Here is a 23,179-nt window from a genome sequence, read left to right on the forward strand (position 1 = left end):
CCGGCAGCAGGCCGGGCAGTGGCCCAACCGGTCACACCTCTGAATCCCAGATCACCGTGACCATCCCCGAATAGGTACTGCCCGGCTGATTGAGCATTTCGGCCACATCGTCCCTGGCCACCTCAAAGTGCAGGGTGCCGGGCCGATCATTGACGTAATACCGAGGCTGGAACAGCTCAGTACCGACACCGTCCAGACGTAATGGACGCCGGTTGACCGCTTGCTCATCCTGACCGGCCACCCCATAGGGCAGGCTGACGGCCACCTGCAGGGGCACCTCATCGCCATTGCCATTGCGCAAGCCACAGGTGTTGTTCGAGACAATGGAGCACTCAAGCTGCATCTTGAAACGCGAACTGGCGGCGATGATGAAGGTTTGGTCACGGAACAGCCGCGACGGCACACGCCCATGATTCAGCCAGGCTTGCCAGCCGCCTTGGGGCACCAATTCGATGCGGTTGCCGCCTGGAGGAATATCGACCTTGAGGGCATGTTCCACACTCAGGACAAAATCAAGTGTCGCCGTGTCGATACTGGGGGTCAACGCATCCCCCATATCAAAGTCCCCTCCCCTACCAACGGAGTAAGACAACGTGCCGCGGTACTCACCGGCGCTCATATTCAGTGGGTTTGGGGTGCGCAGTTCATACACATAATCGATGCCACTCCAACGGAAGTAGGGAATCGTCACCGAGGGTGTCCTGGCACACGCCCCCGCGCCCTCGGGCACCAGCCAGAAAAACTGCGCAAAAGCGGCACCCGCCAACAGAAAACCGGTACTCACGCAGGGGGCTGGGGCGGAACTCCACCTCGCTTGCCAGGGAATCCCTGGGCCGGCCCAAGCACTCACTCCGGGTGGGTGAGACATGTTCCAACCGCCACCGATGCCGGCAATACGTATCTGCACGACCTCTGTGTCACCGGAGCTGTGGCGCACATCAACGTTCCGCCAGTCCGAAGGCACGGTCAGCATGAACCCTTGTCGCGGATCTGTATGGTTAGCTTCAATCGGCTGCTGCGTCACGAACGAAAGCTCGGGAAGCCTCAGACTGAAAATCCCCAATGCCTTGCAGCGGGCAGGCATGAACGAAACACAGACCCCCGCTTGAGGCGTTTTATTTTCAAATCGGTTGACCATCGGGTTAGTCGGATCCGGAACAAAGGTCGCCCGAATCTCCTGCACCGCAGCCTGCGCCGGCCACGCAAATACCGTGGCCACCAGCATCAGTGCGGTTGATAGTTTTGTGCGTACTCGCATCGAATTCCTCACTTTGCCAATAAACACCCGAGCCGAACATGTGGGAGCTGTCGAGCCCCAGCGAGGCTGCGATGGGGATCTGCCAGGCAGATAAACCGCTATCGCGGGCAAGCCCGCTCCCACAGAGGGTTCAATCAGCCTCAGCCTGTGATCTCAACCACCTTCTCGGTGCTGCCTTCCAGCAGGAAGAACCGATAAATCCGACCGGCCTGTTTTTCAAAGCTGAACACCCGACCCGGGAAAATATGGTTCTTGGTGACGGGCGCGCAGTCGGTTCGATCATTGATCGCACAGTCTTTGAACTCATCTACCACCACCACGGTATTACCGGCGTTGCGCAGGGTGTAGTTGCGGCCGCCGTTCTCGACCCGGGTATCAAAACGGCTTTGCGTCGGGCGCACGAAAAACACTGTGCCGTATCCGGACATGACCCGCACTCCCGCCGCCAGCGAGGCTTCATAGGCCTGGCGTTCTTCTTCGCTGACCCCGAACTCATCGTCTTTTTCCGGCGCCACCGGCAGGTAGCGCACCCGGAAGTAGCGCTCTCGGTCGCGCTCGCCCATAAACAGGAAACGTGTGCTTTGCATGGCACTGGCCGGCACGATCAGGCGCGCCGGGCTGGCCATCAGGCCATCGCGCACAATGCCGTCGTCCTGGTTTTTGAGCGGCACTTCGTCGTAGCTGCCATCGGGTTTGTAGAGCATTTCCGTGACATTGATCTTGACGAACGCGGTGCTGGTCCCGCCGTTGAACACCCGCTTGAGGTAGGTGCTTTTGTCGCCCGCCATGTAGTCGTAAAAATCGCCGACATTAATCGCCGGCCCAGCCACGGCACTGGCCGACCACAGGCACATGCCCAGTACTGCACACAGGTATTTCATAACCACCTCATTATTACGGTCTCAACGCATCGAACATCAGGTGCACGCTGCCGAAATAGTCGCCCGGCACATAACCGTCCACGGGTTCAACGGCAGCAATTTCCAGCAACACCCGCTTGCCGGCCCGCGCCTCGGCGGCCGGTACCACCAGGGTTTCGTCCAGGTTCAACACCTGGCCATTGAACGTGACGTTCAACACAATCGAACGCCGGCCGTTGGACAAAGTCGGCTCCTGGCCCAGGCGTGCAGCGATGCCTCCTGCGCTGTTCTTGACGTCGAAGTGTTCGCGCAAAGGGCTCAGGGTCCTGGCCACCAGGTTCCAGGCCAGTTCCTGCTCACGCTCCAGGAAGCCGGGTTTGATCGGCAGCACATAAAAGTCGCTGGTGGGGATGGTCACCGAGACATCGAACAGCTGCACTTCACGAATCGCCCAGGCCTGCGCACTGAGCAAGGTCCCGACAATCAACAGCAGCGTTACCACGACGACTTTGAATAACCTGCCCGGCCGGTAGCCGGTCCCATGGGTTCTCTCACTGATCATCAGCCTTTGACCTCATGTTGTTTTTTCTCGCTGCCCTCGACCAGGGTGAAGCGGTAAGTGCGCCCGGCCTGCTTGGGAAAGCTGAACGCACGGCCGGGCAGAATGTGGTTCTTGGTGGTGGGCTGGCAGTCCTGGGCATCACCTGCGGCGCAGTCCTTGAACTCGTCCACCACGACCACGCTGTTACCGTTGTTGTGCAGCCCATATTCGCCAGCGCGATCATCGATACGCGTGGCAAAACGGGTGTCTTTGGGCCTGACGAAAAACACCGTGCCAAACCCCGCCAACACCGTGACACCCGCCGAGAGATTGTTTTTGTAAGCCTCGCGCTCTTCGCTGGAGACGGTGAATTCGTCCTCCGGCTCCGGCATTACCGGCACGAAGCGCAGGCGGAAATAGCGCTCTTTTTCCCGCTCACCCAGGTACAGCAAGCGTGTGCCCTGCATGCCATCAGCCGGGACAATCATGCGTGCCGGTGTGGCCATCAAGCCATCGCGGGCGGTGTTGTCGGCGTTGCTCTTGAGTTCGACTTCTTCGGAGGTTCCATCGGCGTTGTAGACAATCTCCATCACCGAGACCTTGATAAAGGCCGTGCTGTCGCCACCGTTGAATACCCGTTTCAGGTAGGTACTTTTATCGCCGGCCAGGTAGTCGTAGAACACACCGACATTGATATTGGGAGCCGCGGCTGCCGACAGGGGCAACCAGCAGAGCGCACACAGCGCCAACAACTGTTTCATCTCTATAAACCTCATGCTATCGACACCGCTTAGAGTTCCGAATCCCAGATCACCGTGACCTGGCCCGCGTAGGTGGTACCGCCCCGACTGACCATCTGGTCGGCATAGTCTTTCTTGACCTCGAAATGCAATGTCCCAGGCCGCCGATAGACGTAGAAGCCCGGCTCGAACACCTCGGTACCGGCACCACTCAATAACAGCGGCTGGCGAATCACCGCAGCGCCGTCCGGGCGGTTCAGGCCGTGAGGTAAGCTGACGCTGACATCCAGCGGCACTTCGTGGTTGTCGGTGGTGTTTTTCAACGCGCAGGTGTCACCGATGGTTCGTTCGCAAGCCATTTGCATCTTGAAAGGCGACGACACGGAGAGGTTGAAGGTCTGGTCGCGGAACAATCGTGACGGTTTGCGGCCCTGGTTCAGCCAGGCTTGCCAGCCGCCCTGAGGGACCAACTCAATGCGGTTGCCACCCGGAGGAAGCTCGACCTTCAGGGAGTGCTCCACGCTCAGTATGAAGTTGAGCGTTAACATGCCGTCGTCGGGCAGCATGACGTCCCCCATGTCGAAGTCCTGGCCAGGGCCAATCAAAAAGTTATGGGTCCCTTCATAGGTCCCCGATGACATACCAAGGGGGTTCGGGGTGATCAGTTCATAAGAAATACTCATGCTCGAGTATTTGAAGTCCGGGATCATGTGCGTAGGGCGCTTGAAACAAACACCGGCGCCAGGAGGTACTCGCCAGAAAAACCCGTAATAGTAAGAGGTCCCATACCCTACGCCGCCATATTGGCAGGGAGCCGGGGCGTTGACCCACGTGTTGGTTTCCCATGACGCCGGATACAGTGGCAGCGTCTGCTCATGGGCCCCGCCTATGCCGGTGATCCGCAAAAAAACCTGTTCTGTATTTCCCGTTTCCCGGTGAGTCACAGTCACCGCCGTCAACGACGATGGGACTTGGAACATCGGCCCCTTACGTACCTCATCCAAAGGTTGAATCGGAGCGACAGCATTGAAGTCGATCGGAAAGTTGATGCTGAACACCCCATCCTGACAATAAGTCGGGTGCTCACGGCAATACCCTCCAGGTGGCGTGGTGTTCTCGAACGTGTTCACCATGGGATTGCCGGGGTCCGGGCGGAACACTGCCGTGATCTGTTGAGTAGCAGCCAACGCTGAAGCGCTGAACAGCACGGCCGCGCTTAGGGCCCCCAGACGGGCGATCAACACAGTAACGGGCAACAGGCCTGAGAGCATTCGTTCAATGGGTTTTGACGTGGACACCGATTTCACCTGATAACAGTGGAGGCTGGTAACTGCCCCCTTAGAGTTCCGAATCCCAGATCACAGTGACCTGGCCCGAGTAGGTGGTACCGCCTCGACTGATCATCTGGTCGGCATGTTCTTTCTTGACCTCAAAGTGCAACGTGCCCGGCCGCCGATTGACGTAGAAACCCGGCTGGAACACCTCGGTGCCGACACCGCTCAATAGCAGCGGTTGACGATCCACGGCCGCGCCGTCCGGGCGGTTCAGGCCGTGAGGCAAGCTGACGCTGACATCCAGGGGCACTTCGTGGTTGTCGGTGTTGTTTTTCAAGGCGCAGGTATCACCGCTGACGCGCTCGCAGAGCATTTGCATCTTGAAGCGCGATGAGGCGGAGATGTTGAAGGTCTGGTCGCGGAACAATCGCGCCGGCTTGCGGCCCTGGTTCAGCCAGGCTTGCCAGCCGCCCTGAGGGAGCAACTCAATACGGGTGCCGCCGGGGGGCAGTTCGACCTTGAGGGTGTGCTCCACGCTCAGGCTGAAATTGAACGTCAGGGCGCTGTCGTTGGGCATCATCACGTCGCCCATATCGAAATCCATACGCGGCCCCACCGTGTAAGTCAGGCTGCCTTGATACTCGCCCGAAGACATGCCGAGCGGGTTGGGTGTACGCAGTTCATAGGCCAGGTGGATCGAGGTGTAGCGCAAGTTCGGCACTTGATACCGTGCCTGCTTTACACAGGTGCCGTCGCCTTCAGGGATTCGCCAGAAATAGGAGAAGCCCGTGCCCGTCGCTGACTGATCGTTAGTTCGAATGCATGGCAGTGCATCCCGGGCCCACCAGCCGCCAACCCATACATTGTTATGGTTGCCACCTCCGCTGATCTGCGACGCCGAGGCACCCAGTTCATGCCATCCGCCCAATGCGGCAATGCGCATTTCCACCGTTTCCTGCTCCCCGGTCCTGATGTGAGTCACCTGGACCTGACGCCATTGCGAGGGCACCTTGAACATGGCGCCCTGGCGCATTTCATTGTTGGCCACAATCGGCCCATTGGCGCTGAAGGTCAGGGTGGTCAACAAACTGAACAATCCCCACCCCGCACAAAAAGCCGGTTGTGTACCGCAATGGCCGGTGATCGGCGTGGTGTTGGTGAACTTGTTCACCATGGGGTTAGCCGGGTCTGGCACGAAGACCGCGGTAATGTTCTGTACCGCCGCCCAGGATGCCGAACTGAATAGCAACGCCGCGCCTACGGCCCCCAGCCGTGTAATGAAGGTGGTGTGTAATCTCGTCATGACGTTCAACCAGCGCTCTGAATTGTTGAGGTGGAATCGGCCAGGGTGTCCGGCGTGCAGCGCAGGTCGCCGATCATCAGCACATCGTTTTCATTGCGCGCATTGGCGGTGTCGAGACGGAACTGGCACAGCAATTGGTTGTTGCGCCGCACTTCGAGGGTGGGAGAGCTGGCATTCATTTCCAGGGAGAAGAACCCGTCGACCTCACTCACCCCACGGCTGGCGTGGTTGATGATGTGGTGGCCCTTGAGCGGTTTGCCTTGGGGGTCGACCAGGCGCCCAAGCACGGTGACGGTGCGCATTACGCTGATCTTGCGGTAGTCCACGCCGCCCTTGTTCAGGTGATAGGCGGTGCGTGGCGGCTGGATACTGGCCGCCGGCGCGTGGTTGCCTTCGAAGTCGAAACTGACCGAGCTGCCTTTGTAGGCGGTGATCGGGATGAAGTTGCGCCCAGGCCGCAAGGTGGTGCTGCCGCCACTCAAGTCATCGGCACGCAGGAGGATGTCGTCGACATCGGTTTCGACATCCACAATCATCCCCGAGCCGCCGCCGTGGTACTGGCTGGTGAGCACCATCTGCTGGCCGCCGATGGCAAACGTGCTGTCCAGGTTCAGGCCACCGGTGAGGTCGTTGTTGAACGAGGAGCGCTGCACGAAGCCGTCGCCGTTGAGCGCATCGGTCTGGAAGCTGGCCATGCCGGACAGGCCGACGCCATAAGTGTCGCCCAGCACGGTGCCCGAGACGCTTTGCAGCACGTGGTCTTGCAGGTCTTTGCGGTAGGTCAGCGAGCCGTTGTGATCGCGCCCACCGTCGCGGGAGGTGCGCGTGCCGATGCTGGCAGACCATTGCTCGCCGGGGCTGCCCAGCGCCAGGCTGACACTCAGGTCGACCCCGCGATTGCGTTTATCTCCCGTGCTGGAGCTGGCCGGGCGGTCGAACAACGAGAGTCGCCAGTTGGCGTCGCTGCCAAACAGATGGGTGCGTTCGTTCCAACCCAGGTCCAGGCCAACCCCTTCGGAGTTACCTTCGCTGTAGGACAGCCGGGCGCTGATGGAACGCAGGTTACTCAGGCGATGGTTGAGCGAGAGTGACGACAGGCTGGTCTGGCCGATAAAGACATCACGTTGGCGAATGCGGGTGCCGTCGGGCAGGGTTTCGTAGGTGTTGCGGTTGTCGAGCCAACTGCGGGTGTGGTTGAACACCACGCTGCCCAGGCCGTAGTTGTAGAGGCTGTTGAAGTCGACACCGGTGCCGTAGTTGTCGGTCTGGTAGACATTGGCGTAGAGGCTGGCGTTATTGGCCAGGGTCCAATCGATGGACGTGCCGTACTGCATGCTTTCCTTGACCTGGCGCCCGGACAACCCCAGCACCACCCGCGGGTGAGCCAGGTAGTTGACGGAGGCACCGGCGGTCATGTCGCCGCTGGACTGCTCATCCCAGTTGCTGAGCAGCTTGCTTTCCTGGCCGGCAAACACGTTGTAGCGCCAATGGTTGTCGAGGTTGCGCCAGTTGTTGGGCTTGTACACCAACTCCTGGGTGGTGCTGGTGACCTGGCCGTCTTCCACCAGGCGCACTTCCACCTCATAGATGCCGCCCGGCAAGGGCCGCGTGTCCAGGCTTTGCAGGCCGGTGGTGACCGCCTGGGTGTTGATCAGCAGGCCATTGCGGTAGATCTCCACCGAAGCCTGGCGGTTGGCGGTGACGTAAATGGGGTAAATGCTTGGCTTGGGGTTGCTGATCATCAGGCTGTCGGAGCTGCCGTACATCACGCCCACGGCGGTGTCGGGGCTGGCGCCGAAGGTGCGTAATTGACGGGTCAGGCCTTCGGCGTTGGGGGTGAAGTAGCCCAGGCGCAAAAAATTGCCGTGCAGTTCACGTTGGGAGTAAAGCGAATACACCGCATGGTTGAGGGCATCGTCTTGCGGCCCGCCCAAGCGTGAGAACTGCATGTTTACCACCTGGCTCCAGTTGCCCAGGCTGCCGCTGGCGTCCAGCCCCAGGCGACCGCCCAGGTCCTGCCCCTGGCCACCGCTGAGATTGAGCTGATTACGCACGATCAAACCGGTGCTGCCGCCGGTGGGCAGGGAGTAATACTGCGACTCGAGCCCATCACGCTCGGCGTTTTCGGTCAGCAGCGTGACGATGGATTTTTCAAGGTTGTAGTGCACTGCCAACAATTGCTCCGGACAGTTGCCTTCGCATGTCCCCAGCGACACACCTTGCTTGAGGTAGTCGCCCCAGCGATCGCGCTCGATGTCCTTGATCACACTGCCCTCGTGGTCGGTGAAGTCCAGCAGGGTCAGGCGGTCATCGCGGGTCAGGACGATCATTGCCTCGGACACGAATTCCTGATCAAGCTCAACCCGTACCGCCAGGGGCACATCAAAAAAATGCTCTTCAAAGTCCGCAGGCAAACCCTTGGCCTGGGACAGCAAACTTCTCGGGGTTGTGCCAGTTGCCGCGTCTGCTGCAAACGCACCCGTAGCAAACAACAGGGCAAGCGCTGCCGCGATGGGAATCATCGGGAACATGAACGGATACTCTGAATACACACGAGGAATACTTGAATGCCGATCAACCAGCAGCGGTTGCTACCAGTCGATCGGAAGTTGGCACGCAATAAGCCAACGCTTATTGATCAAGCCAATGCTTTCACGGCGTGACGCGCGGCTCGTGGTCAAACACCACCACGTAGTTGGTGGTGAACAGCCCGGAGACACCGGCTGCCGGAGTTGCGGCCGCGATCACCATGTCGGCCTGGGTGCCTGGCGTGGAGCTGGCGTCGTCGACCACTTCCAATGGCGAACCGGTCAGGGTGACGCCGTTGAAGGTGGTGGTCAGGGCAATGGAGTCCGTGCCGTTGGTCAGGGAAGCCGGGCCGCCCTCGATGTAGGCTTTGATCGAACCGTCGGTGTTTTTCACCGCGTAGGTGGCACGCAGCGGGCTCAGTTGATTGGTGACCGTGTTGTAGGCCATGGTCTCGTCGCGACCGAAGTTTGGATCAACAGGCTGAGCATGGAACTGGGTGGTAGGAATGGTTGCCTTGATGTTGATGACGCTGGTGGCTTCACCGGCGGCAAACACGCTGGAGGAGGCAGCGGCCAGCAGGGCCAGTGGCAGTACTAGAGCAGTTTTTTTCAGCATCATTAAATACCTGTCATCGCATTAAGTTAGTTAAAAGCTCGATGGGAATCGAAGCTTTCTGGCACGTCTAAAACCTGAACTTATCGTTGTTCAATACAAGTCCTAAGACGCCAGTAAATAATTAACCGAATTCAACTTAAAGTAAGCCAGTGGATTCCGTATGACGCGTAGTTATTACCCTCCAGTCCAGACGGATAAAACATCGAAAAATCAATATCTAACAAATCACCTGTCAGCTGCAGCACACCCACAGTAAAACCTTGACCGACACAAGTAACACCCTCATCCGTAAGAGAAGTATTACAGGGCGCTCTCCGATCTAGCATTCAAACTAATTAGAGCAGTTACTCCACAAGACTAGTTAAGCTTTACTTCCCATTCCGTCAACTAATTTCGGTGAGCGATGAAGCGGAGGATGCATCGGCTCCGGTATCCGACGATGCCTTGCCGTTCGTCAGGAGGTCTTGCTCAACGATAAAGATATATCTTACGTTATGTCTAAACCACACACAGAGAGCACGACAATGAGAGACCATCATTCCCACCGTGAACCCGGTGACGGCCGCGACGGCTTCGAGAAACGCCCAGGCCGCGAACGCGGCGGCCGTGGCCCACGGGTCTTCGCCCCCGGAGATTTGAAACTGTTGTTGCCGGCGCTGATCGCCGAACAGCCCTGCCACGGCTACGACCTGATCCGCCAGATCGAAGGCCTGTTCGACGGCGCCTATAGTCCCAGCCCCGGGGTGATCTACCCCACGCTGACGTTCCTTGAAGAAAGCGAATTGATCAGCGGCGACGCCGAAGGCGGAAAAAAACGCTACACAATCACCGACGCCGGACGTCTCTTCTTAAGTGAACAAGCCGTTGCCCTGGACGGCGTGCGCATGCGCATCGACGTCAGCAAACGTTCGCTGCGTGGCCATGATCGGCCGCCGGAAATTCACGAGGCGGTGCACAACCTGCGCCATGCCCTGCAACTGCACCACGGGCGCTGGAGTCCGGAAGAAATTCACCGGGTCAGCGAGCTGCTCAATAACACCGCCAAAGCCATTGTCGACGGCCCAGCCGTGCAACCTTCATCGGAGCAAGCCGAATGAGTGAATCCAACAAGTTGGAAATCCACCGCGTCATGCATGAAATCAAGCGCCGTCGCCTGGACGTGCTACGGGTGGTCGACATTACCCCGCGCATGCGCCGCATCACTCTGGGCGGTGAGCAGTTGGCCGGGTTTATCAGCCTGGGCAGCGACGATCACATCAAGCTGCTGTTCCCACAGAGCGCTGCCGAACAAGCCGCGTTGGAAAGCCCGACGTTCAGTATCAAGGGTGACGGCCCGCAGCCGGCGATGCGCGACTACACGCCGCGACGTTTCGACCTGGCCATTGGCGAGTTGGACATCGACTTCGTACTCCACGGCGACGGACCTGCATCCACGTGGGCCGAACAAGCAGCCGTGGGCCAACACCTGTACATCGGTGGGCCTCGTGGCTCGATGGTTGTGCCGGATATTTTCGACAGCTACCTGCTGATCGGCGATGAAACCGCCCTGCCCGCCATTGCCCGACGCCTGGAAGAATTGCCGGCCGGGCGTAACGTACTGGCGGTGATTGAAGTGGCGAACGCGGCAGAAAAACAGACGCTGGAGAGTGCGGCGGATGTCGAGGTGATTTGGGTGGTGCGTGGGGCGGATGACTTGCTGACAACCGTGGCGCAGTTGCAGGTTCCGGGCGGTTCGCTCTACGCATGGGTGGCGACCGAGACCAAATTATCGCGCCAGGTTCGCCGGGTACTGCTCGATACCCACAAGCTCGATGACAGCTTCGTCAAGGCCGTGGGTTACTGGCGTGCGGACGGCAGCGACGAGGAATAGGCGTCACACGGTCAACCTGTGGAGCGGGCTTGTGTGGGAGCGGGCTTGCTCGCGAAGGCGGTGAGTCAGTCAGCACATGTATTAACTGACTCACCGCCTTCGCGAGCAAGTCGAATCGTCGCACCGCCGCTCCCACATTATCCCTGCGGTGATTTGACGATCTTGTCCAACCCGACAATCGCCAAGGCAATCACCACAAACCCCGCCAATATCCCTGCGGCATTCACAAACACCTGTGGATAACCCAAGGTATCCACGTCAATAAACGGATATTGATACTGCCCCAGCAAATGCCCGCGCAGCAGCACATAGGCGAAGTACACCAGGGGGTAAATCACCCACAGGCCAATGTGCGTGAACCGCAACGTGCCCTTGGGCACACAGAACCACCAATAGCCAAGAAACAGCAGCGGCATCACGTCGTGGAGCAGTTCGTCGGCGATAAACTGGAACCCCTGGGGGCTCCACAAATGCCGTAGCAGCAGGCTATAGGCCAGCCCCACCACGACGATGCTCACGGCAACCCCACTGCTGACAGCAGGCTGCAGGAAAAACCGTCGCCCGGCTGAAGGACGACTCACCCATGCATAGCTCAACACCACCACCGCCAGGGTATTGGTGAGTACCGTGAAGAAGCTGAAAAAACTCACCAGGCCGCCGAGCAAACTGGCGTCGATGGTCCAGCGCGAATAGAAAATCAGGTACTGCTGAATCGCCAGGCCTGCCCAGCCGGCCAGCGCCGTTACCGTCACATACCCACGCAACCTGCCGCCCATGTCATCAATCCTGAGGACGTTTGGTACGCATCAGCTTGACATACAGCCCTTCGACTTTTTCTCGCGCCCATGGCGTCTTACGCAGGAACGACAAGCTCGACTTGATGCTCGGATCGCTGGAAAAACAGCGGATGTTGATGCGTTCGGCCAACCCTTCCCATTGGTAGTGAGCCACCAGCGCGGTGAGTACTTGTTCCAGGGTGACGCCGTGCAAGGGGTCGTTGTTCGTTGCGCTCATGCCGGGCCTTTTTGCCAAAAATTGAAGAAGAAGCCGCGCACCTTAGCCGAGGGGCCAAGCGGGTGGAAGCAGTGCCTTCACTATAGCCACACAAACCTGTAGCCGCAGCCTCGTGCCTCGGCAGCGGCTACAGGGATTTGGGGAAAGTTCCCCTTTCCAGAGTAAAAAGAGATGTTATATTGTAACAACAACTATCAAAGGTATCGTTTTCGTTACCGCGTTCAGCCTTCTCTTTTCGACTCAGGGTGCCCTGGTGTGCGCCCTCCAAGGAATGACCGATGTCCCTCTTCCCTTCTCGTCCCCTGCTATGGCGCCTCACCCCGCTGGCCGCCGCTCTGCTGATCAGCTCCCAGACTCAAGCGCTGGAGCTGCAACCCCAAGTGATCACCGGCAATCCTCTGGGCAGCCAGCAACTTGCCTCGCCGACCACCGTGCTGGAAGGCGATGACCTGACCCTGCAACAAAAAGGCAGCCTCGGCGAAACCCTGAATAAGCAGCCGAGCGTGTCGTCGTCCTACTTCGGTCCGGGCGCCAGCCGCCCGATCATCCGTGGCCAGGACGGCGACCGCATTCGCATCCTGCGCAATGGCGTGGGTGCACTGGATGCCTCGTCGCTGTCTTATGACCATGCCGTGCCGCTGGACCCAGTCAACGTCGACCGCATCGAAATCGTCCGTGGCCCGGCCGCCCTGCTCTACGGCGGTAGCGCCATCGGTGGCGTGGTCAATACCTTCGACAATCGCATCCCCACCGAGGCTATCGAAGGCATCCATGGCGTCGGTGAGCTGCGCTACGGTGGCGCCGCGACCACCCGCAGCAGCGCCGGTAAACTGGAAGCCGGCAACGGCACGTTCGCCCTGCACCTGGACGCCAATGCCCGGGAATTCAACGACCTGAAAATCCCCGGCTTCGCCCGCAGCCGTCATGCACCTGAAGGCGAAAACGGCGACGGCAAGCGCGGTCGGCTGGGCAACAGCGATGGCCGGCAGGACGGTGGCGCAGTCGGCGGTTCCTACACCTGGGACGACGGTTACGCCGGTCTTTCCTACAGCAACTACGACAGCAACTACGGTTCGCCCGCTGAGCAGGACGTGCGGATTCGCATGAAGCAGGATCACTACGCCTTCGCGTCCGAGATCCGTAACCTGCAAGGTCCCTTCACCTCGGTAAAACTCGACGCCGGCTACACCGACTACGAGCACCGGGAAATCGAAGGTGGCGAGACCGGCACCACGTTCAAGAACAAGGGTTATGAGGCCCGTATTGAGGCGCGGCATCAGCCACTGGGGCCGTTCGACGGCGTAGTGGGCGCTCAAGTGACCCGCAACGAATTTTCCGCCCTGGGTGAAGAGGCCTTCGTACCAAAGACCGACACCAATGCCGGCGCGCTGTTTATCCTCGAAGAAATGCAGGCCACCGAACGCCTGAAACTGAGCCTGGGCGGGCGCCTGGAACACACCACCGTCGACCCGGACAGCAAGGGCAACGCGCGCTTCGCCAATGCCGACAAGTCCAACAACTTCACCGCCGGCAGCCTGTCGTCCGGGGCGGTCTATACCCTGACGCCGATCTGGTCCCTGGCCGCGACCCTGGGCTACACCGAACGCGCCCCGACCTTCTACGAGCTGTACGCCAACGGCGCTCACGTCGCCACCGGCACCTATGAAGTGGGCGACGCCAACCTGTCCAAAGAAAAGGCCGTATCCAGCGACCTGGCCCTGCGTTTTGACAACGGCACCCACAAGGGCAGCTTCGGCGTGTTCTACAGCCGCTTCTCCAACTACATCGGCCTGCTGGGCAGCGGTCGCACCTTGAATGACGAGGGCGAAGAGGACGCTGGTGGCCATCCTGAATACAAATACTCTGGCGTGCGCGCCCGATTCGCCGGCTTTGAAGCCCAGGATCACTGGAAGTTGGGCGAAGGTGCCTACGGTAAGTTCGCCCTGGAACTGTCAGGCGACTACACCCGTGCCACCAACCTGGACACCGGCGAAGCCTTGCCACGCATTGCCCCGCTGCGCTTGAACAGCGGCCTGCTGTGGGAACTGGACCGCTGGCAGGCGCGTATCGACGTCGAACACGCGGCAGGTCAAGGACGTGTGCCCGATAACGAAAGCGGCACCGACGGCTACACCACTCTGGGCGCCAGCGCCGGCTATCGTTTCAACGTCGGTGGCAGCCAGTGGCTGGCCTTCGTCAACGGTGAGAACCTGACCAACCAGACCGTGCGTTATGCCAGCTCGATCCTGCGGGATATCGCGCCAGCGCCGGGGCGCAGTGTGGAGTTCGGGTTGCGTACTACCTTCTGACGCAGACCTTCCAGGCAACGAATAACCTGTGGCGAGTGGGCTTGCCCCCGTTGGGCTGCGAAGCAGCCCTAAAACCTGCTACCTCGGTCTATCTGAAAAAACTCAGCGATCTTATTGGGGCTGCTTCGCAGCCCAACGCGGGCAAGCCCGCTCGCCACACGAAACCGCAATCCTCAAGCTCGGGTGTCCCAGCCCCACTGTTACCAAATACGAAACGATCCATCTTGCGAATGCCCCTTTCTCTCCCCGACAAGTGGCTTTATCCTTGTCAGTAATAACCTGAAACGTTTCACCCCCAATCTGCCCCCCACTTTTCGTGTCCAGGCCCTCGGCCCGATCACGCCGGGGAGCTGTTGTCCCACTTCCCTCAACGCGGTTTATCCTTGTCAAGGTCGTCCCTGAAAAACATTCCCAGCCCCACAGACAGCGCTGTCTTTACAACAGTGGAGCACCAGGACCGACGACCGCCCGAGCCATCGACCGCGAAGACGAGAAAAAACAACACTTTTGCAGCTGAACCAAGCCCGCGCCAGATCGTCATCTACAGTGAACAAGCGCGGGACTACATTAAACGTCACGGAGAACAACACTATGAGCACTGATGGTGCTTCAAGCCCAAGCCGCCTGCTGCCCAGGCTGCTGGGGATCTTGCTGCTGATAATGGGCCTGGCCTTGCTGGCCGGGGGGATCAAGCTGAGCATGCTCGGCGGGTCGCTGTACTACCTGCTGGCCGGTCTCGGCATCACGCTGACCGGTATCCTGCTGATGGCCACCCGCCGTGCGGCGCTGGGCCTGTATGCAGTGGTGCTGTTTGCCAGCACCGTCTGGGCCTTGTGGGAAGTCGGCCTAGACTGGTGGCAGTTGGTGCCACGCCTGGCACTGTTGTTCGCCCTCGGCATCGTCATGCTGCTCCCGTGGTTCCGCCGTCCGTTGCTGCGTGGTCAAGCCGCGCCGCTGGGCACTGGCGCGCTGAGCGTGGCCGTGGTTTTGGCAGGTGCTGCGGCACTGGCCAGCCAGTTCACCAATCCGGGCGAGCTGGTCAAAGGCCAACTGGACCGTGATGCGGTCCCCGGCATGGCCAACGCCGCGCCAACCCAGGCCGATGGCGACTGGAACTCCTATGGTCGCTCGGCCTTCGGTGACCGTTACTCGCCATTGGCGCAGATCACGCCAGAAAACGCCCACAAGCTGGTGCCCGCCTGGACGTATCGCACCGGTGATATTCCTGGCCCAGGCGATCCCGGTGAAACCACCGCGGAAAACACCCCGCTGAAAGTCAACGGTATGCTCTACGTGTGCACACCTCACAGCCAGGTGATTGCCCTTGACCCGGACACCGGCAAGGAAATCTGGCGTTTCGATCCGAAGATCACCACCCAGGGTGCTGAAAACTTCAAGGGCTGGGCGCACATGACCTGCCGTGGCGTGTCGTATCACGATGACGCCGTCTACGCCTCCGCGCAAAGCCCGACTGGCAGCGCCAGCCCAGCAACCGCGCCAAATGCCTGCCCACGCCGGATCTTCGTACCGACCGCCGACACCCGTCTGATCGCCCTGAACGCCGACACCGGCAAGATGTGTGAAGACTTCGGTGACAAAGGCCAGGTCGACCTGCGTGCCAACATTGGCAGCTTTGCCCCAGGCGGTTACTACTCCACCTCGCCACCTGCGGTCACCAAGAACCTGGTCGTCATCGGCGGTCACGTCACCGACAACGTCTCCACTGACGAGCCAAGCGGCGTAATCCGTGCGTTCGACGTACACACCGGCAAGCTGGTGTGGAACTGGGACAGCGGCAATCCGGATGACACCACTCCGTTGGCCGAGGGCAAGACCTACACCCGTAACTCGCCAAACATGTGGTCCATGTTCTCGGTCGACGAAAAACTCGGCATGCTCTACCTGCCGATGGGCAACCAGATGCCCGATCAGTACGGCGGCGACCGTACCGAAGACTCCGAGAAATACAGCGCTGGCCTGACCGCCCTGGACATCGACAGTGGCCATGTGAAGTGGACATTCCAGTTCACTCACCATGACCTATGGGACATGGACGTGGGTGGCCAGCCTTCGCTGGTCGACATCAAGACCGCTGACGGTGTGAAACAAGCCGTCATGGCGTCGACCAAGCAGGGCAGCATCTACGTGATCGACCGCAGCAATGGTCAGCCAGTGGTGCCGATCAATGAAATCCCTGTGCCCCAAGGCGCAGTGGCCGGCGATCACACCGCACCGACCCAACCCAAGTCCGACCTGAACTTCATGCCACCGCCCCTCAAGGAACGTGACATGTGGGGCGTGACGCCGTTCGACCAGATGCTTTGCCGCATCGACTTCAAGTCCCTGCGTTACGACGGCCCGTTCACCCCGCCATCGCTGCAAGGCTCGATCGTTTACCCGGGTAACTTTGGCGTGTTCGACTGGGGTGGCATTTCTGTCGACCCGGTTCGCCAGATTGCTTTCGTGAACCCGAGCTACATGGCGTTCAAATCGAGACTGATCCCGGCGGCCGACATCGCCAAACAAGGCCCACGTGTCAGCGAAACCGAAGGCGTACAGCCGAACAAAGGCGCGCCATATGGCGTGATTCTTGAAGCGATGCTCTCGCCACTGGGCCTGCCGTGCCAAGCGCCGGCCTGGGGTTACGTGGCAGCGGTCGACCTGACCAACCATAAAACCATCTGGATGCACAAAAACGGCACCGTGCGTGACAGCTCGCCGGTTCCAATCCCTCTGACCATGGGCGTCCCAAGCCTGGGCGGGACCTTCACCACGGCCGGTGGTGTGTCCTTCCTCAGCGGTACCCTTGATCAGTACCTGCGCGCCTATGACGTGAAAAACGGCAAGCAGTTGTGGGAAGGTCGCCTGCCAGCAGGCGCTCAAACCACACCGATGACCTACACCGGCAAGGACGGCAAGCAATACGTGCTGGTCATGGCCGGCGGTCACGGTTCCCTGGGCACCAAACAGGGTGACTACGTGATGGCGTTCAAACTGCCGGATTAATTCACCGACAGCAGTAAAAAGAAGCGGCTGCCGAAAGGTAGCCGCTTTTTTTTGCCCACGGCCCTTGTCCCCTATCCTCGGGTCAGTGCCAAAAAAAAGCCGAGCCTGTCACGAATAAAGTCGATCCAGCCTGCTTTACTGTTTCCCCTCGAAACGAACAGCAAAGGATGGCTGCATGCACACTCTGGATAGAGTCCCCAGCAAAAACACCCCTGCCCCAACCGTCGACAGAAGAATCCTGACCCTGGAAAAACTCAGTCGACATAGCCTGCAGCAACTCATCGACGGTGAGGTGCTGGCCATTCGCATTCCCGACTACTGTGACGAAACGATCGCCGCGACGCTGAATCAACACATCGACTCCAGCACCCAACTGCGCCCCTACACCCACGAGGTGTATGAAGAGGGGCAAGTCGTGCAGCACTTCTACGGCGTCCATCGTTGGGGGACTCCGTTCAACAGCACTTACGGCAAGGCATTGGAAGAAGACGCCAGGCAGAAATACTATGACGACGCCCTCCACATGCAGCGCTTGATGGAGCGCCTTTGCGCACCTCGGCGCACGCCCATTCAGACACTGATCGAGGAATTCAACGCCCATTGGCCCACGGGTGCAGCGATTGCGGGCTTTGAAGGCAAGCCGATGTACGCAGGGATTATTCGCGCCATGTTTCCAGAAACGGCGCACCTTTCAGAAACCACGCCCCATGTCGATTGCTTGCCCCAGGCCATCGTCCCACTGGAGCAGCAGTTCAGCGCCAATATTTATCTTCAAACCCCACCCTCGGGCGGAGAGCTACGTATCTGGGACACCGAGCCATTTTCCTTCGCTGAAATCGAACAGTTTGAAGGTGAGAACCTTCCGCAGGAGCGGCTGCTCGAACCCTTGCGGATGGTCCCGCAGAAAAATGAGCTGATCATCATGAATACCCGCCGCCCTCACGCCATTTGCGGGTTTGAGTCCGGCAAGCGCATCAGCATTCAATCCTTTATTGGCTACGTGACCGGGCAGCCGTTTCAGTTCTGGTGCTGAACACTGATCGACGTTTCACACCGAAGCCCGCTCTCGACGCATCCACATCTCGAACGCCATGGCATTCAATGGCCGACTGATCAGGTAGCCCTGGGCGGTATCGCACTTCCACAGCTTCAGCAGTTTCAGGCTGTGCTCGAACTCCACGCCCTCAGCCACCACCTTGAGCCCCAGGTTGTGGCTCATTTCGATGGTCGAGCGCACGATCACCCCATCGCCGCTGGTGCTGTCGAGGTTGCGCACGAAGGACTTGTCGATCTTCAGTTCCTGCACCGGCAGGCGCTGAAGTTGCGCGAGGGATGAGTAGCCAGTGCCAAAATCGTCCACCGACAGGCTGATGCCACAATCGCGCAGTTGCTCCAACACACGCAGGGCCTGCTGCGGGTTGTGCATGATTGCGCTCTCGGTGATTTCAAACACCAACTGCTCCGCCGGTACGCCGTAGTGCGCCAGCCGCTCAGTGACGCGAGTGGCCAGGCTGTCATCGCTCAGGTCATCCACCGAGATGTTCACCGACAGTTGCACCTGCCACCCCCGCACATCCCACTCGGCCAATTGGCGGATGGATTCCTCGATCACCCATTGAGTCAAGCTGCCAATACTGCCAGTGCGTTCAGCCAAGGGAATGAATTCGGATGGCGAGACCAGCCCCAGGGTTGGGTGCTGCCAACGCAACAATGCCTCGGCCTGGCGCACATGGCCGTGGTGCAGGTCGAGCTTGGGTTGGTAACACAGGAACAACTCGTTCTCCACCGCTGCCCGGCGCAGATCTCGGATCAGGGTGATCTGGCGCTGGTGGACCAGGTCACGGTCCTGCTGATAAATCTGCAAATAGCCGGGCAGCGCCGCAGCATCGTGGCGAGCAATGGACGCACGACTGATCAGTTCCTCGACGTGTTGCCCATCAGCAGGATAAGCGGCGATACCGATGCTCACTTCATGCCTGAGCTCATCACCGCCAATGTGCTGGGGCTCCGTCAGCAACCCATACAAACGGTCGGCCCGAGCCACGGCGCGGTCGATCTGGGTGTTTTCCAGCAGCAGCAAAAATTCAGTGCCGGTGATCCGCGCCGCCGTGTCGCTGGCCGACAGGCTGCACAACAAACAACGGCTGGCCTCGCGCAGCATCTCTTCCACCCCTTGGGGGCCAAAGCCTTCGTTGATCACCCGGTAGTTTTCAATCCCCAGGTACAGCAACACCACCGGCCGGCCGGCGCTGATCGCACTGCCCAGGCGCTCCATGGCCAGGGCGCGGTTGGGCAGGCCTGTCAGCGGATCATGCAAGGCGTTGTGGGCCAGTTGTTGCTCGCGCACGGCAATGCCGCTTTGCATGGCATTGAACGCATGGGCCAGCAGGCCGAACTCATCCCGACGGCGCACCACGACCGGCGTGCGGTAATCACCGGCACCGATACGCTCGGCGGCCCGCACCAATGTATTGAGCGGGCGCGAGACCCGCCGCGCCATGAACAACACGCCCACCGACGACACCACCAACGCCGCCAGGGCGATGCCGAGAAACTGCCCATCAAGGGGCGCGAAGGATTGCAGTGAATGGTCCAGGGGGCTTTGCAGCAACACCTGCACCGGGTTGCGGTCACGGTCGTCGGTGTTGGCCAGTTGCAGAGCCTGGTTGAGAAAACGCTGCCCGCCCAGGACGCTCATTTGTGCGGGCCGGTTTTGCGCAGAGTTGTTCCGCGAATCCTGCATGACGCCGGTAATCGCCGCCCAATAGGCATGGGGCTGGGTGCTGAACAGTTCGCCGGGCTGCCGGTCGTGTTGGCTCATGAACGACACTTCGAGGTTGCTCATGGTGCGCAGTTCGCTGGCGAAGATATCGTCCATGCGAAACCCCATCACCACACGGGCGATGGGCTGCGGGTCGAGGACCTCATCCTGCACCAGCAGGAAGGGATGGCCGCCGATGGTCACAATCAACGTCTGCAAGGCGCTGCGCCGAGCCTGGCGCAAAGCATCGGTGTAGGGGAAGGCTCGGTCCTGAGGGACGGCAGGCAAGGTACTGGCGATGACCTGGCCACCAAGGCCCAGGACAAACACCTCACTGGCGCGAATGCCCGTGCCGTGCCGACGCAACGCGGCGAGAATCGGCGCCGCTTGGCCTCCCGCGACAGCGCGGCGAAACTGCGAGTCCACCGTCAGCCAATCAAGGCCATATTGCAGGCGTCGACCGCGCAGCTCCAGCAACCGCTCGAACACCCGGCTACCGGTTTCCAGTTGCACCTGCGCCTGGTTTTCCACGGCATGGTAGGTGGCGGTTTTCATCGCGAAGTACACCGCGCCCACTACCACCAACAATAACAGCGCCAGCACACCGGCAATCCGCGCCTGGAAGGTATGGCGCCATTTCATGCCCACGCCCTCTTCAATGAGCCGAAAAACCCCTTGGTCATCTGCGTCCCTCGCAACAACTGAACCCGGCGTCAAAAAAATGCCCTTCCAGGAAGGACACTTGGATTTTCCAGATTAGCCTTGGATGAGCAGAAGCACACGCAATAAAACAGGGACGTCGACTGTCATTAAAATGGCGTTATTTTTTTGTGGTGCTTAACTTCTTGCCCGCATGAAATCACCCCAACGCCGCACCAGGTAGTTGTGCTCGTCCATCACCGAGTTCCACACCGCGATATGGCCCATGCGCTGCTCGTAGGAGCCGCCGTCGCGCACCTCGCCAATATCGATCAACGGCAAGCCGTCGCTACCCAGCAGCTCTTCCCGGGCCGGCTTGCCGGCGTACCAGTAATCCCATTCGGCGCTGCTCAAGTGGTCACGGGTACGGGCCGGGTTGCCAATGTAGTAACCCTGGCGAGCCATCACCGCGCCCGGCCAACCGGACAGCCACCAGTTGAGGTAGGCGTAGGCCGCATCCAACACCCGGCCCTTGGCATGTCGCGACAGGGACAGGCCGCCGAACCAGGCGCGATAACCTTCCCGAGGCACCGCCAAACGGTATTTGACCCCGGCGCGGTGCAGGCGCATCAAGGTCGGCGACCAGAGGCTCTGGATATCGACATTGGGGCTGAGCATCAATTGCGCCGCTTCTTCGTCATCGGACCAGAACGCCGCAAAGTGCCCTTCCTTCTGTTTGCGTACCAGGATGTCGGCCAGCACATCGATCTCCTCGATGCTCATGTTGCCGATGTCCTTGAAGCTGGCCAGACCCGCGCCCTGTACCGCCAACGCCGCATCGAGGGCGCCGATGGCGGCGTCGCTTTGCAATGCGGTGCGGGCACTCCAGGCCGGATCCAGCAACCAGCCCCAGCTTTCGTTGGACGGGCTGAAGCCGACGGGAAGACGTTCGGGGCGGTAGGCAAAGCTGTCGGCGTTGTGGGTCAAGGGCAGCATGCTGATACGGTGGGTGGCGGTGCTGCCGAGGCTGCCGTCGTGTTGCACGAACAAGCGCTCGCTGGGCACGCTGCCGCCGCCCAGACGGTCGTTGGCGGACAAACGGCCACGCTTGGGCAGGTCATTGATTTCATGCCATAGGGCGATGCGCTGGGTGTCGATGGGCTGGATCGCCCGCGCCGGCCAGACGAAGTCGACGTTGTGAAACCACTGGTCGTACAGGTCATAGCTTTCGGGCTGCATCACTGCAATGCGCTGGGCCTTTTCGACGTCGTGCACTTGATAGACCAGGCGAATCCCCAGTTCCTGTTCGGCGCGTACGCGCAAACACTCAAGCAACGTCACCGACGTCCCCAGCACACGCAACGTAATCATAAGTTGAACCTACGAGAGAACACATCAAAGGAGCGGCGCAGCAACGCCGGGTCAAGGCCCCGCAGGATAAACACCAGCCGCGACTGCCGATCGGTACCCGGCCAGGCAGGCAAGTGGACCGGCGCATGCAGGCAATGCTGCACGCCATGAATGACGATGGGAGCTTGGCTGGCGTTCACGTTGAGCAGTCCTTTGACGCGAAGAATGCGTTCGCCATGGCATCTTAGCAGCATCGAGAGCCAGACCCCGAAACCCACCCAGTCCAGTGGCTGGTCGAAGGTCAGGCAGCAGACTTGCGCCGCGCCATGGGTGGTGGCGGTGGTTTGATGAAGTTTCCAGCGGCTCACTTCGGCGGCGGGATCGGCACTGCGCAGGCCTTCGCCCAGCAGCAATTGATCGCCGCTGTCGATCTCATGGGTATTGAGGATCGGCGTGCCGGCGTTCAGCGCCTGCAAATGCTCGCGTAACGGCTTGCAGTCCTCGATCCGATCGGTCTTGCTCAACAACAGACGATCCGCCGCCGCCACTTGCGCCAGCCACTCCGGGTGCAGGCGCTCTTGCAGTGCCGCGTGGCAAGCATCCACCAACGTGATCACCAAGCCGATATGAAAGCGCCCGCGCAGTTGCACGTCGTTGTTCAGGGTGGCGAGGATCGGCGCCGGATCAGCCAGGCCGGTGGTTTCCAGGATCACCCGCTTGAAGGCGGGAATCTCGCCCCGGTCGCGACGTTGCAGCAGACCGAGCAAGGCGTCTTTCAACTCACCGCGAATGGAGCAACAGACACACCCGCCGGGCAACAATACGGTGTCCGGTGCCACTTCTTCCACCAGCAAATGGTCGATGCCGACGTCGCCGAACTCATTGATCAGCAGCGCCGTATCGCCCAGGCTTTCGCCTTGCAGCAGGCGCTTGAGCAAGGTGGTCTTGCCGCTGCCGAGGAAGCCGGTGATGACGTTGAGGGCGATGCTCATATTCTTAACTCCATATCGACCTTGTAGATACCGTCTTGCGCGTCACCAGGCAAGAGTCCTGTCAGGTCATACATTTGGCCCGTTGTAGCCGCTGCCGAGGCACGAGGCTGCGATAAGT

At 60.0% G+C, this 23,179-nt stretch carries 18 protein-coding genes; 5 read left to right on the top strand and 13 right to left on the bottom strand.

Translation table 11 applies throughout. The features are described 5' to 3' along the window. Positions 1-31: 31 nt before the first annotated feature. The 8 genes from HKK55_RS19585 to HKK55_RS19620 form a co-directional block, all read right to left on the bottom strand. The gene (locus HKK55_RS19585; RefSeq protein WP_237151274.1) at positions 32-1,258 is read right to left on the bottom strand and encodes a hypothetical protein; all 1,227 of its coding nucleotides are present in this window, start codon (positions 1,256-1,258) and stop codon (positions 32-34) included. A 140-nt stretch (positions 1,259-1,398) separates the two neighbouring features. Further along, on the bottom strand, positions 1,399-2,139 hold the full coding sequence (locus tag HKK55_RS19590; RefSeq protein ID WP_169356181.1) for a molecular chaperone: 741 nt from the start codon (positions 2,137-2,139) through the stop codon (positions 1,399-1,401). Between the two features lie 13 nt (positions 2,140-2,152). Beyond that, positions 2,153-2,680 carry a CS1 type fimbrial major subunit gene (locus HKK55_RS19595; protein ID WP_237151275.1) on the bottom strand — a complete coding sequence of 176 codons (528 nt, stop codon included), beginning with the start codon at positions 2,678-2,680 and terminating at the stop codon, positions 2,153-2,155. Continuing rightward, positions 2,680-3,420: a molecular chaperone gene (locus tag HKK55_RS19600; protein WP_169356182.1), complete on the bottom strand. Its 741-nt coding sequence runs from the start codon at positions 3,418-3,420 to the stop codon at positions 2,680-2,682. The genes HKK55_RS19595 and HKK55_RS19600 overlap by 1 nt, the downstream gene beginning before the upstream one ends. Positions 3,421-3,449: 29 nt before the next feature. Further along, complete coding sequence (locus tag HKK55_RS19605; RefSeq protein ID WP_237151276.1) at positions 3,450-4,697, bottom strand: hypothetical protein; 1,248 nt, start codon at positions 4,695-4,697, stop codon at positions 3,450-3,452. A gap of 40 nt (positions 4,698-4,737) precedes the next feature. Beyond that, the gene (locus HKK55_RS19610; protein ID WP_169356183.1) at positions 4,738-5,976 is read right to left on the bottom strand and encodes a hypothetical protein; all 1,239 of its coding nucleotides are present in this window, start codon (positions 5,974-5,976) and stop codon (positions 4,738-4,740) included. Between the two features lie 5 nt (positions 5,977-5,981). Then, a complete protein-coding gene (locus HKK55_RS19615) occupies positions 5,982-8,507 on the bottom strand; it encodes a CS1-pili formation C-terminal domain-containing protein (RefSeq protein WP_169356184.1) in 2,526 nt (841 codons plus the stop codon). Positions 8,508-8,628: 121 nt separating this feature from the next. Further along, entirely contained in the window at positions 8,629-9,120 is a 492-nt protein-coding gene (locus HKK55_RS19620) for a CS1 type fimbrial major subunit (RefSeq protein WP_169356185.1), read from the bottom strand. A gap of 524 nt (positions 9,121-9,644) precedes the next feature. Here HKK55_RS19620 and HKK55_RS19625 point away from each other — a divergent pair. Next, a complete protein-coding gene (locus HKK55_RS19625) occupies positions 9,645-10,217 on the top strand; it encodes a PadR family transcriptional regulator (protein ID WP_169356186.1) in 573 nt (190 codons plus the stop codon). Continuing rightward, entirely contained in the window at positions 10,214-10,990 is a 777-nt protein-coding gene (locus HKK55_RS19630) for a siderophore-interacting protein (RefSeq protein ID WP_169356187.1), read from the top strand. Before HKK55_RS19625 ends, HKK55_RS19630 begins: the two co-directional genes overlap by 4 nt. Before the next feature lie 137 nt (positions 10,991-11,127). Here the strand turns inward: HKK55_RS19630 and HKK55_RS19635 are convergent, their stop codons facing one another. Both HKK55_RS19635 and HKK55_RS19640 read right to left on the bottom strand, forming a co-directional pair. Continuing rightward, positions 11,128-11,754, bottom strand: coding sequence for a Pr6Pr family membrane protein (locus tag HKK55_RS19635; protein ID WP_169357906.1), 627 nt, complete (start codon positions 11,752-11,754; stop codon positions 11,128-11,130). Between the two features lie 16 nt (positions 11,755-11,770). Then, positions 11,771-12,004: a VF530 family DNA-binding protein gene (locus HKK55_RS19640; RefSeq protein WP_169356188.1), complete on the bottom strand. Its 234-nt coding sequence runs from the start codon at positions 12,002-12,004 to the stop codon at positions 11,771-11,773. Positions 12,005-12,282: 278 nt separating this feature from the next. On the opposite strand from HKK55_RS19640, the gene HKK55_RS19645 reads away from it, so the two are divergent. From HKK55_RS19645 to HKK55_RS19655, 3 genes are all read left to right on the top strand, one after another. Further along, positions 12,283-14,313, top strand: coding sequence for a TonB-dependent receptor (locus HKK55_RS19645; protein WP_169356189.1), 2,031 nt, complete (start codon positions 12,283-12,285; stop codon positions 14,311-14,313). A gap of 591 nt (positions 14,314-14,904) precedes the next feature. After that, positions 14,905-17,319 (top strand): glucose/quinate/shikimate family membrane-bound PQQ-dependent dehydrogenase, encoded by a 2,415-nt coding sequence (locus tag HKK55_RS19650; RefSeq protein ID WP_169356190.1) that lies wholly within the window; start codon positions 14,905-14,907, stop codon positions 17,317-17,319. Between the two features lie 175 nt (positions 17,320-17,494). Continuing rightward, a complete protein-coding gene (locus HKK55_RS19655; RefSeq protein WP_169356191.1) occupies positions 17,495-18,352 on the top strand; it encodes a 2OG-Fe(II) oxygenase in 858 nt (285 codons plus the stop codon). Positions 18,353-18,367: 15 nt separating this feature from the next. On the opposite strand, the gene HKK55_RS19660 is transcribed toward HKK55_RS19655, so the two are convergent. The 3 genes from HKK55_RS19660 to HKK55_RS19670 all read right to left on the bottom strand — a co-directional run bounded on the left by HKK55_RS19660 (position 18,368) and on the right by HKK55_RS19670 (position 23,061). Next, positions 18,368-20,722: a bifunctional diguanylate cyclase/phosphodiesterase gene (locus HKK55_RS19660; protein ID WP_169356192.1), complete on the bottom strand. Its 2,355-nt coding sequence runs from the start codon at positions 20,720-20,722 to the stop codon at positions 18,368-18,370. Between the two features lie 195 nt (positions 20,723-20,917). Continuing rightward, a complete protein-coding gene (locus HKK55_RS19665) occupies positions 20,918-22,090 on the bottom strand; it encodes a PotD/PotF family extracellular solute-binding protein (RefSeq protein WP_169356193.1) in 1,173 nt (390 codons plus the stop codon). Next, positions 22,087-23,061, bottom strand: coding sequence for a GTP-binding protein (locus HKK55_RS19670; protein WP_169356194.1), 975 nt, complete (start codon positions 23,059-23,061; stop codon positions 22,087-22,089). The genes HKK55_RS19665 and HKK55_RS19670 overlap by 4 nt, the downstream gene beginning before the upstream one ends. Between the last annotated feature and the right edge of the window lie 118 nt (positions 23,062-23,179).

The sequence above is a fragment of the Pseudomonas sp. ADAK18 genome (assembly GCF_012935695.1).
Classification (GTDB): domain Bacteria; phylum Pseudomonadota; class Gammaproteobacteria; order Pseudomonadales; family Pseudomonadaceae; genus Aquipseudomonas.

Coding starts and splice junctions, on each gene's coding strand:
- HKK55_RS19640 (WP_169356188.1), bottom strand. CDS start 12,004: ATGAGCGCAACGAACAACGACCCCTTGCACGGCGTCACCCTGGAACAA.
- HKK55_RS19610 (WP_169356183.1), bottom strand. CDS start 5,976: ATGACGAGATTACACACCACCTTCATTACACGGCTGGGGGCCGTAGGC.
- HKK55_RS19645 (WP_169356189.1), top strand. CDS start 12,283: ATGTCCCTCTTCCCTTCTCGTCCCCTGCTATGGCGCCTCACCCCGCTG.
- HKK55_RS19670 (WP_169356194.1), bottom strand. CDS start 23,061: ATGAGCATCGCCCTCAACGTCATCACCGGCTTCCTCGGCAGCGGCAAG.
- HKK55_RS19585 (WP_237151274.1), bottom strand. CDS start 1,258: ATGCGAGTACGCACAAAACTATCAACCGCACTGATGCTGGTGGCCACG.
- HKK55_RS19630 (WP_169356187.1), top strand. CDS start 10,214: ATGAGTGAATCCAACAAGTTGGAAATCCACCGCGTCATGCATGAAATC.
- HKK55_RS19665 (WP_169356193.1), bottom strand. CDS start 22,090: ATGATTACGTTGCGTGTGCTGGGGACGTCGGTGACGTTGCTTGAGTGT.
- HKK55_RS19615 (WP_169356184.1), bottom strand. CDS start 8,507: ATGTTCCCGATGATTCCCATCGCGGCAGCGCTTGCCCTGTTGTTTGCT.
- HKK55_RS19595 (WP_237151275.1), bottom strand. CDS start 2,680: ATGATCAGTGAGAGAACCCATGGGACCGGCTACCGGCCGGGCAGGTTA.
- HKK55_RS19660 (WP_169356192.1), bottom strand. CDS start 20,722: ATGAAATGGCGCCATACCTTCCAGGCGCGGATTGCCGGTGTGCTGGCG.
- HKK55_RS19590 (WP_169356181.1), bottom strand. CDS start 2,139: ATGAAATACCTGTGTGCAGTACTGGGCATGTGCCTGTGGTCGGCCAGT.
- HKK55_RS19650 (WP_169356190.1), top strand. CDS start 14,905: ATGAGCACTGATGGTGCTTCAAGCCCAAGCCGCCTGCTGCCCAGGCTG.
- HKK55_RS19620 (WP_169356185.1), bottom strand. CDS start 9,120: ATGCTGAAAAAAACTGCTCTAGTACTGCCACTGGCCCTGCTGGCCGCT.
- HKK55_RS19655 (WP_169356191.1), top strand. CDS start 17,495: ATGCACACTCTGGATAGAGTCCCCAGCAAAAACACCCCTGCCCCAACC.
- HKK55_RS19600 (WP_169356182.1), bottom strand. CDS start 3,420: ATGAAACAGTTGTTGGCGCTGTGTGCGCTCTGCTGGTTGCCCCTGTCG.
- HKK55_RS19625 (WP_169356186.1), top strand. CDS start 9,645: ATGAGAGACCATCATTCCCACCGTGAACCCGGTGACGGCCGCGACGGC.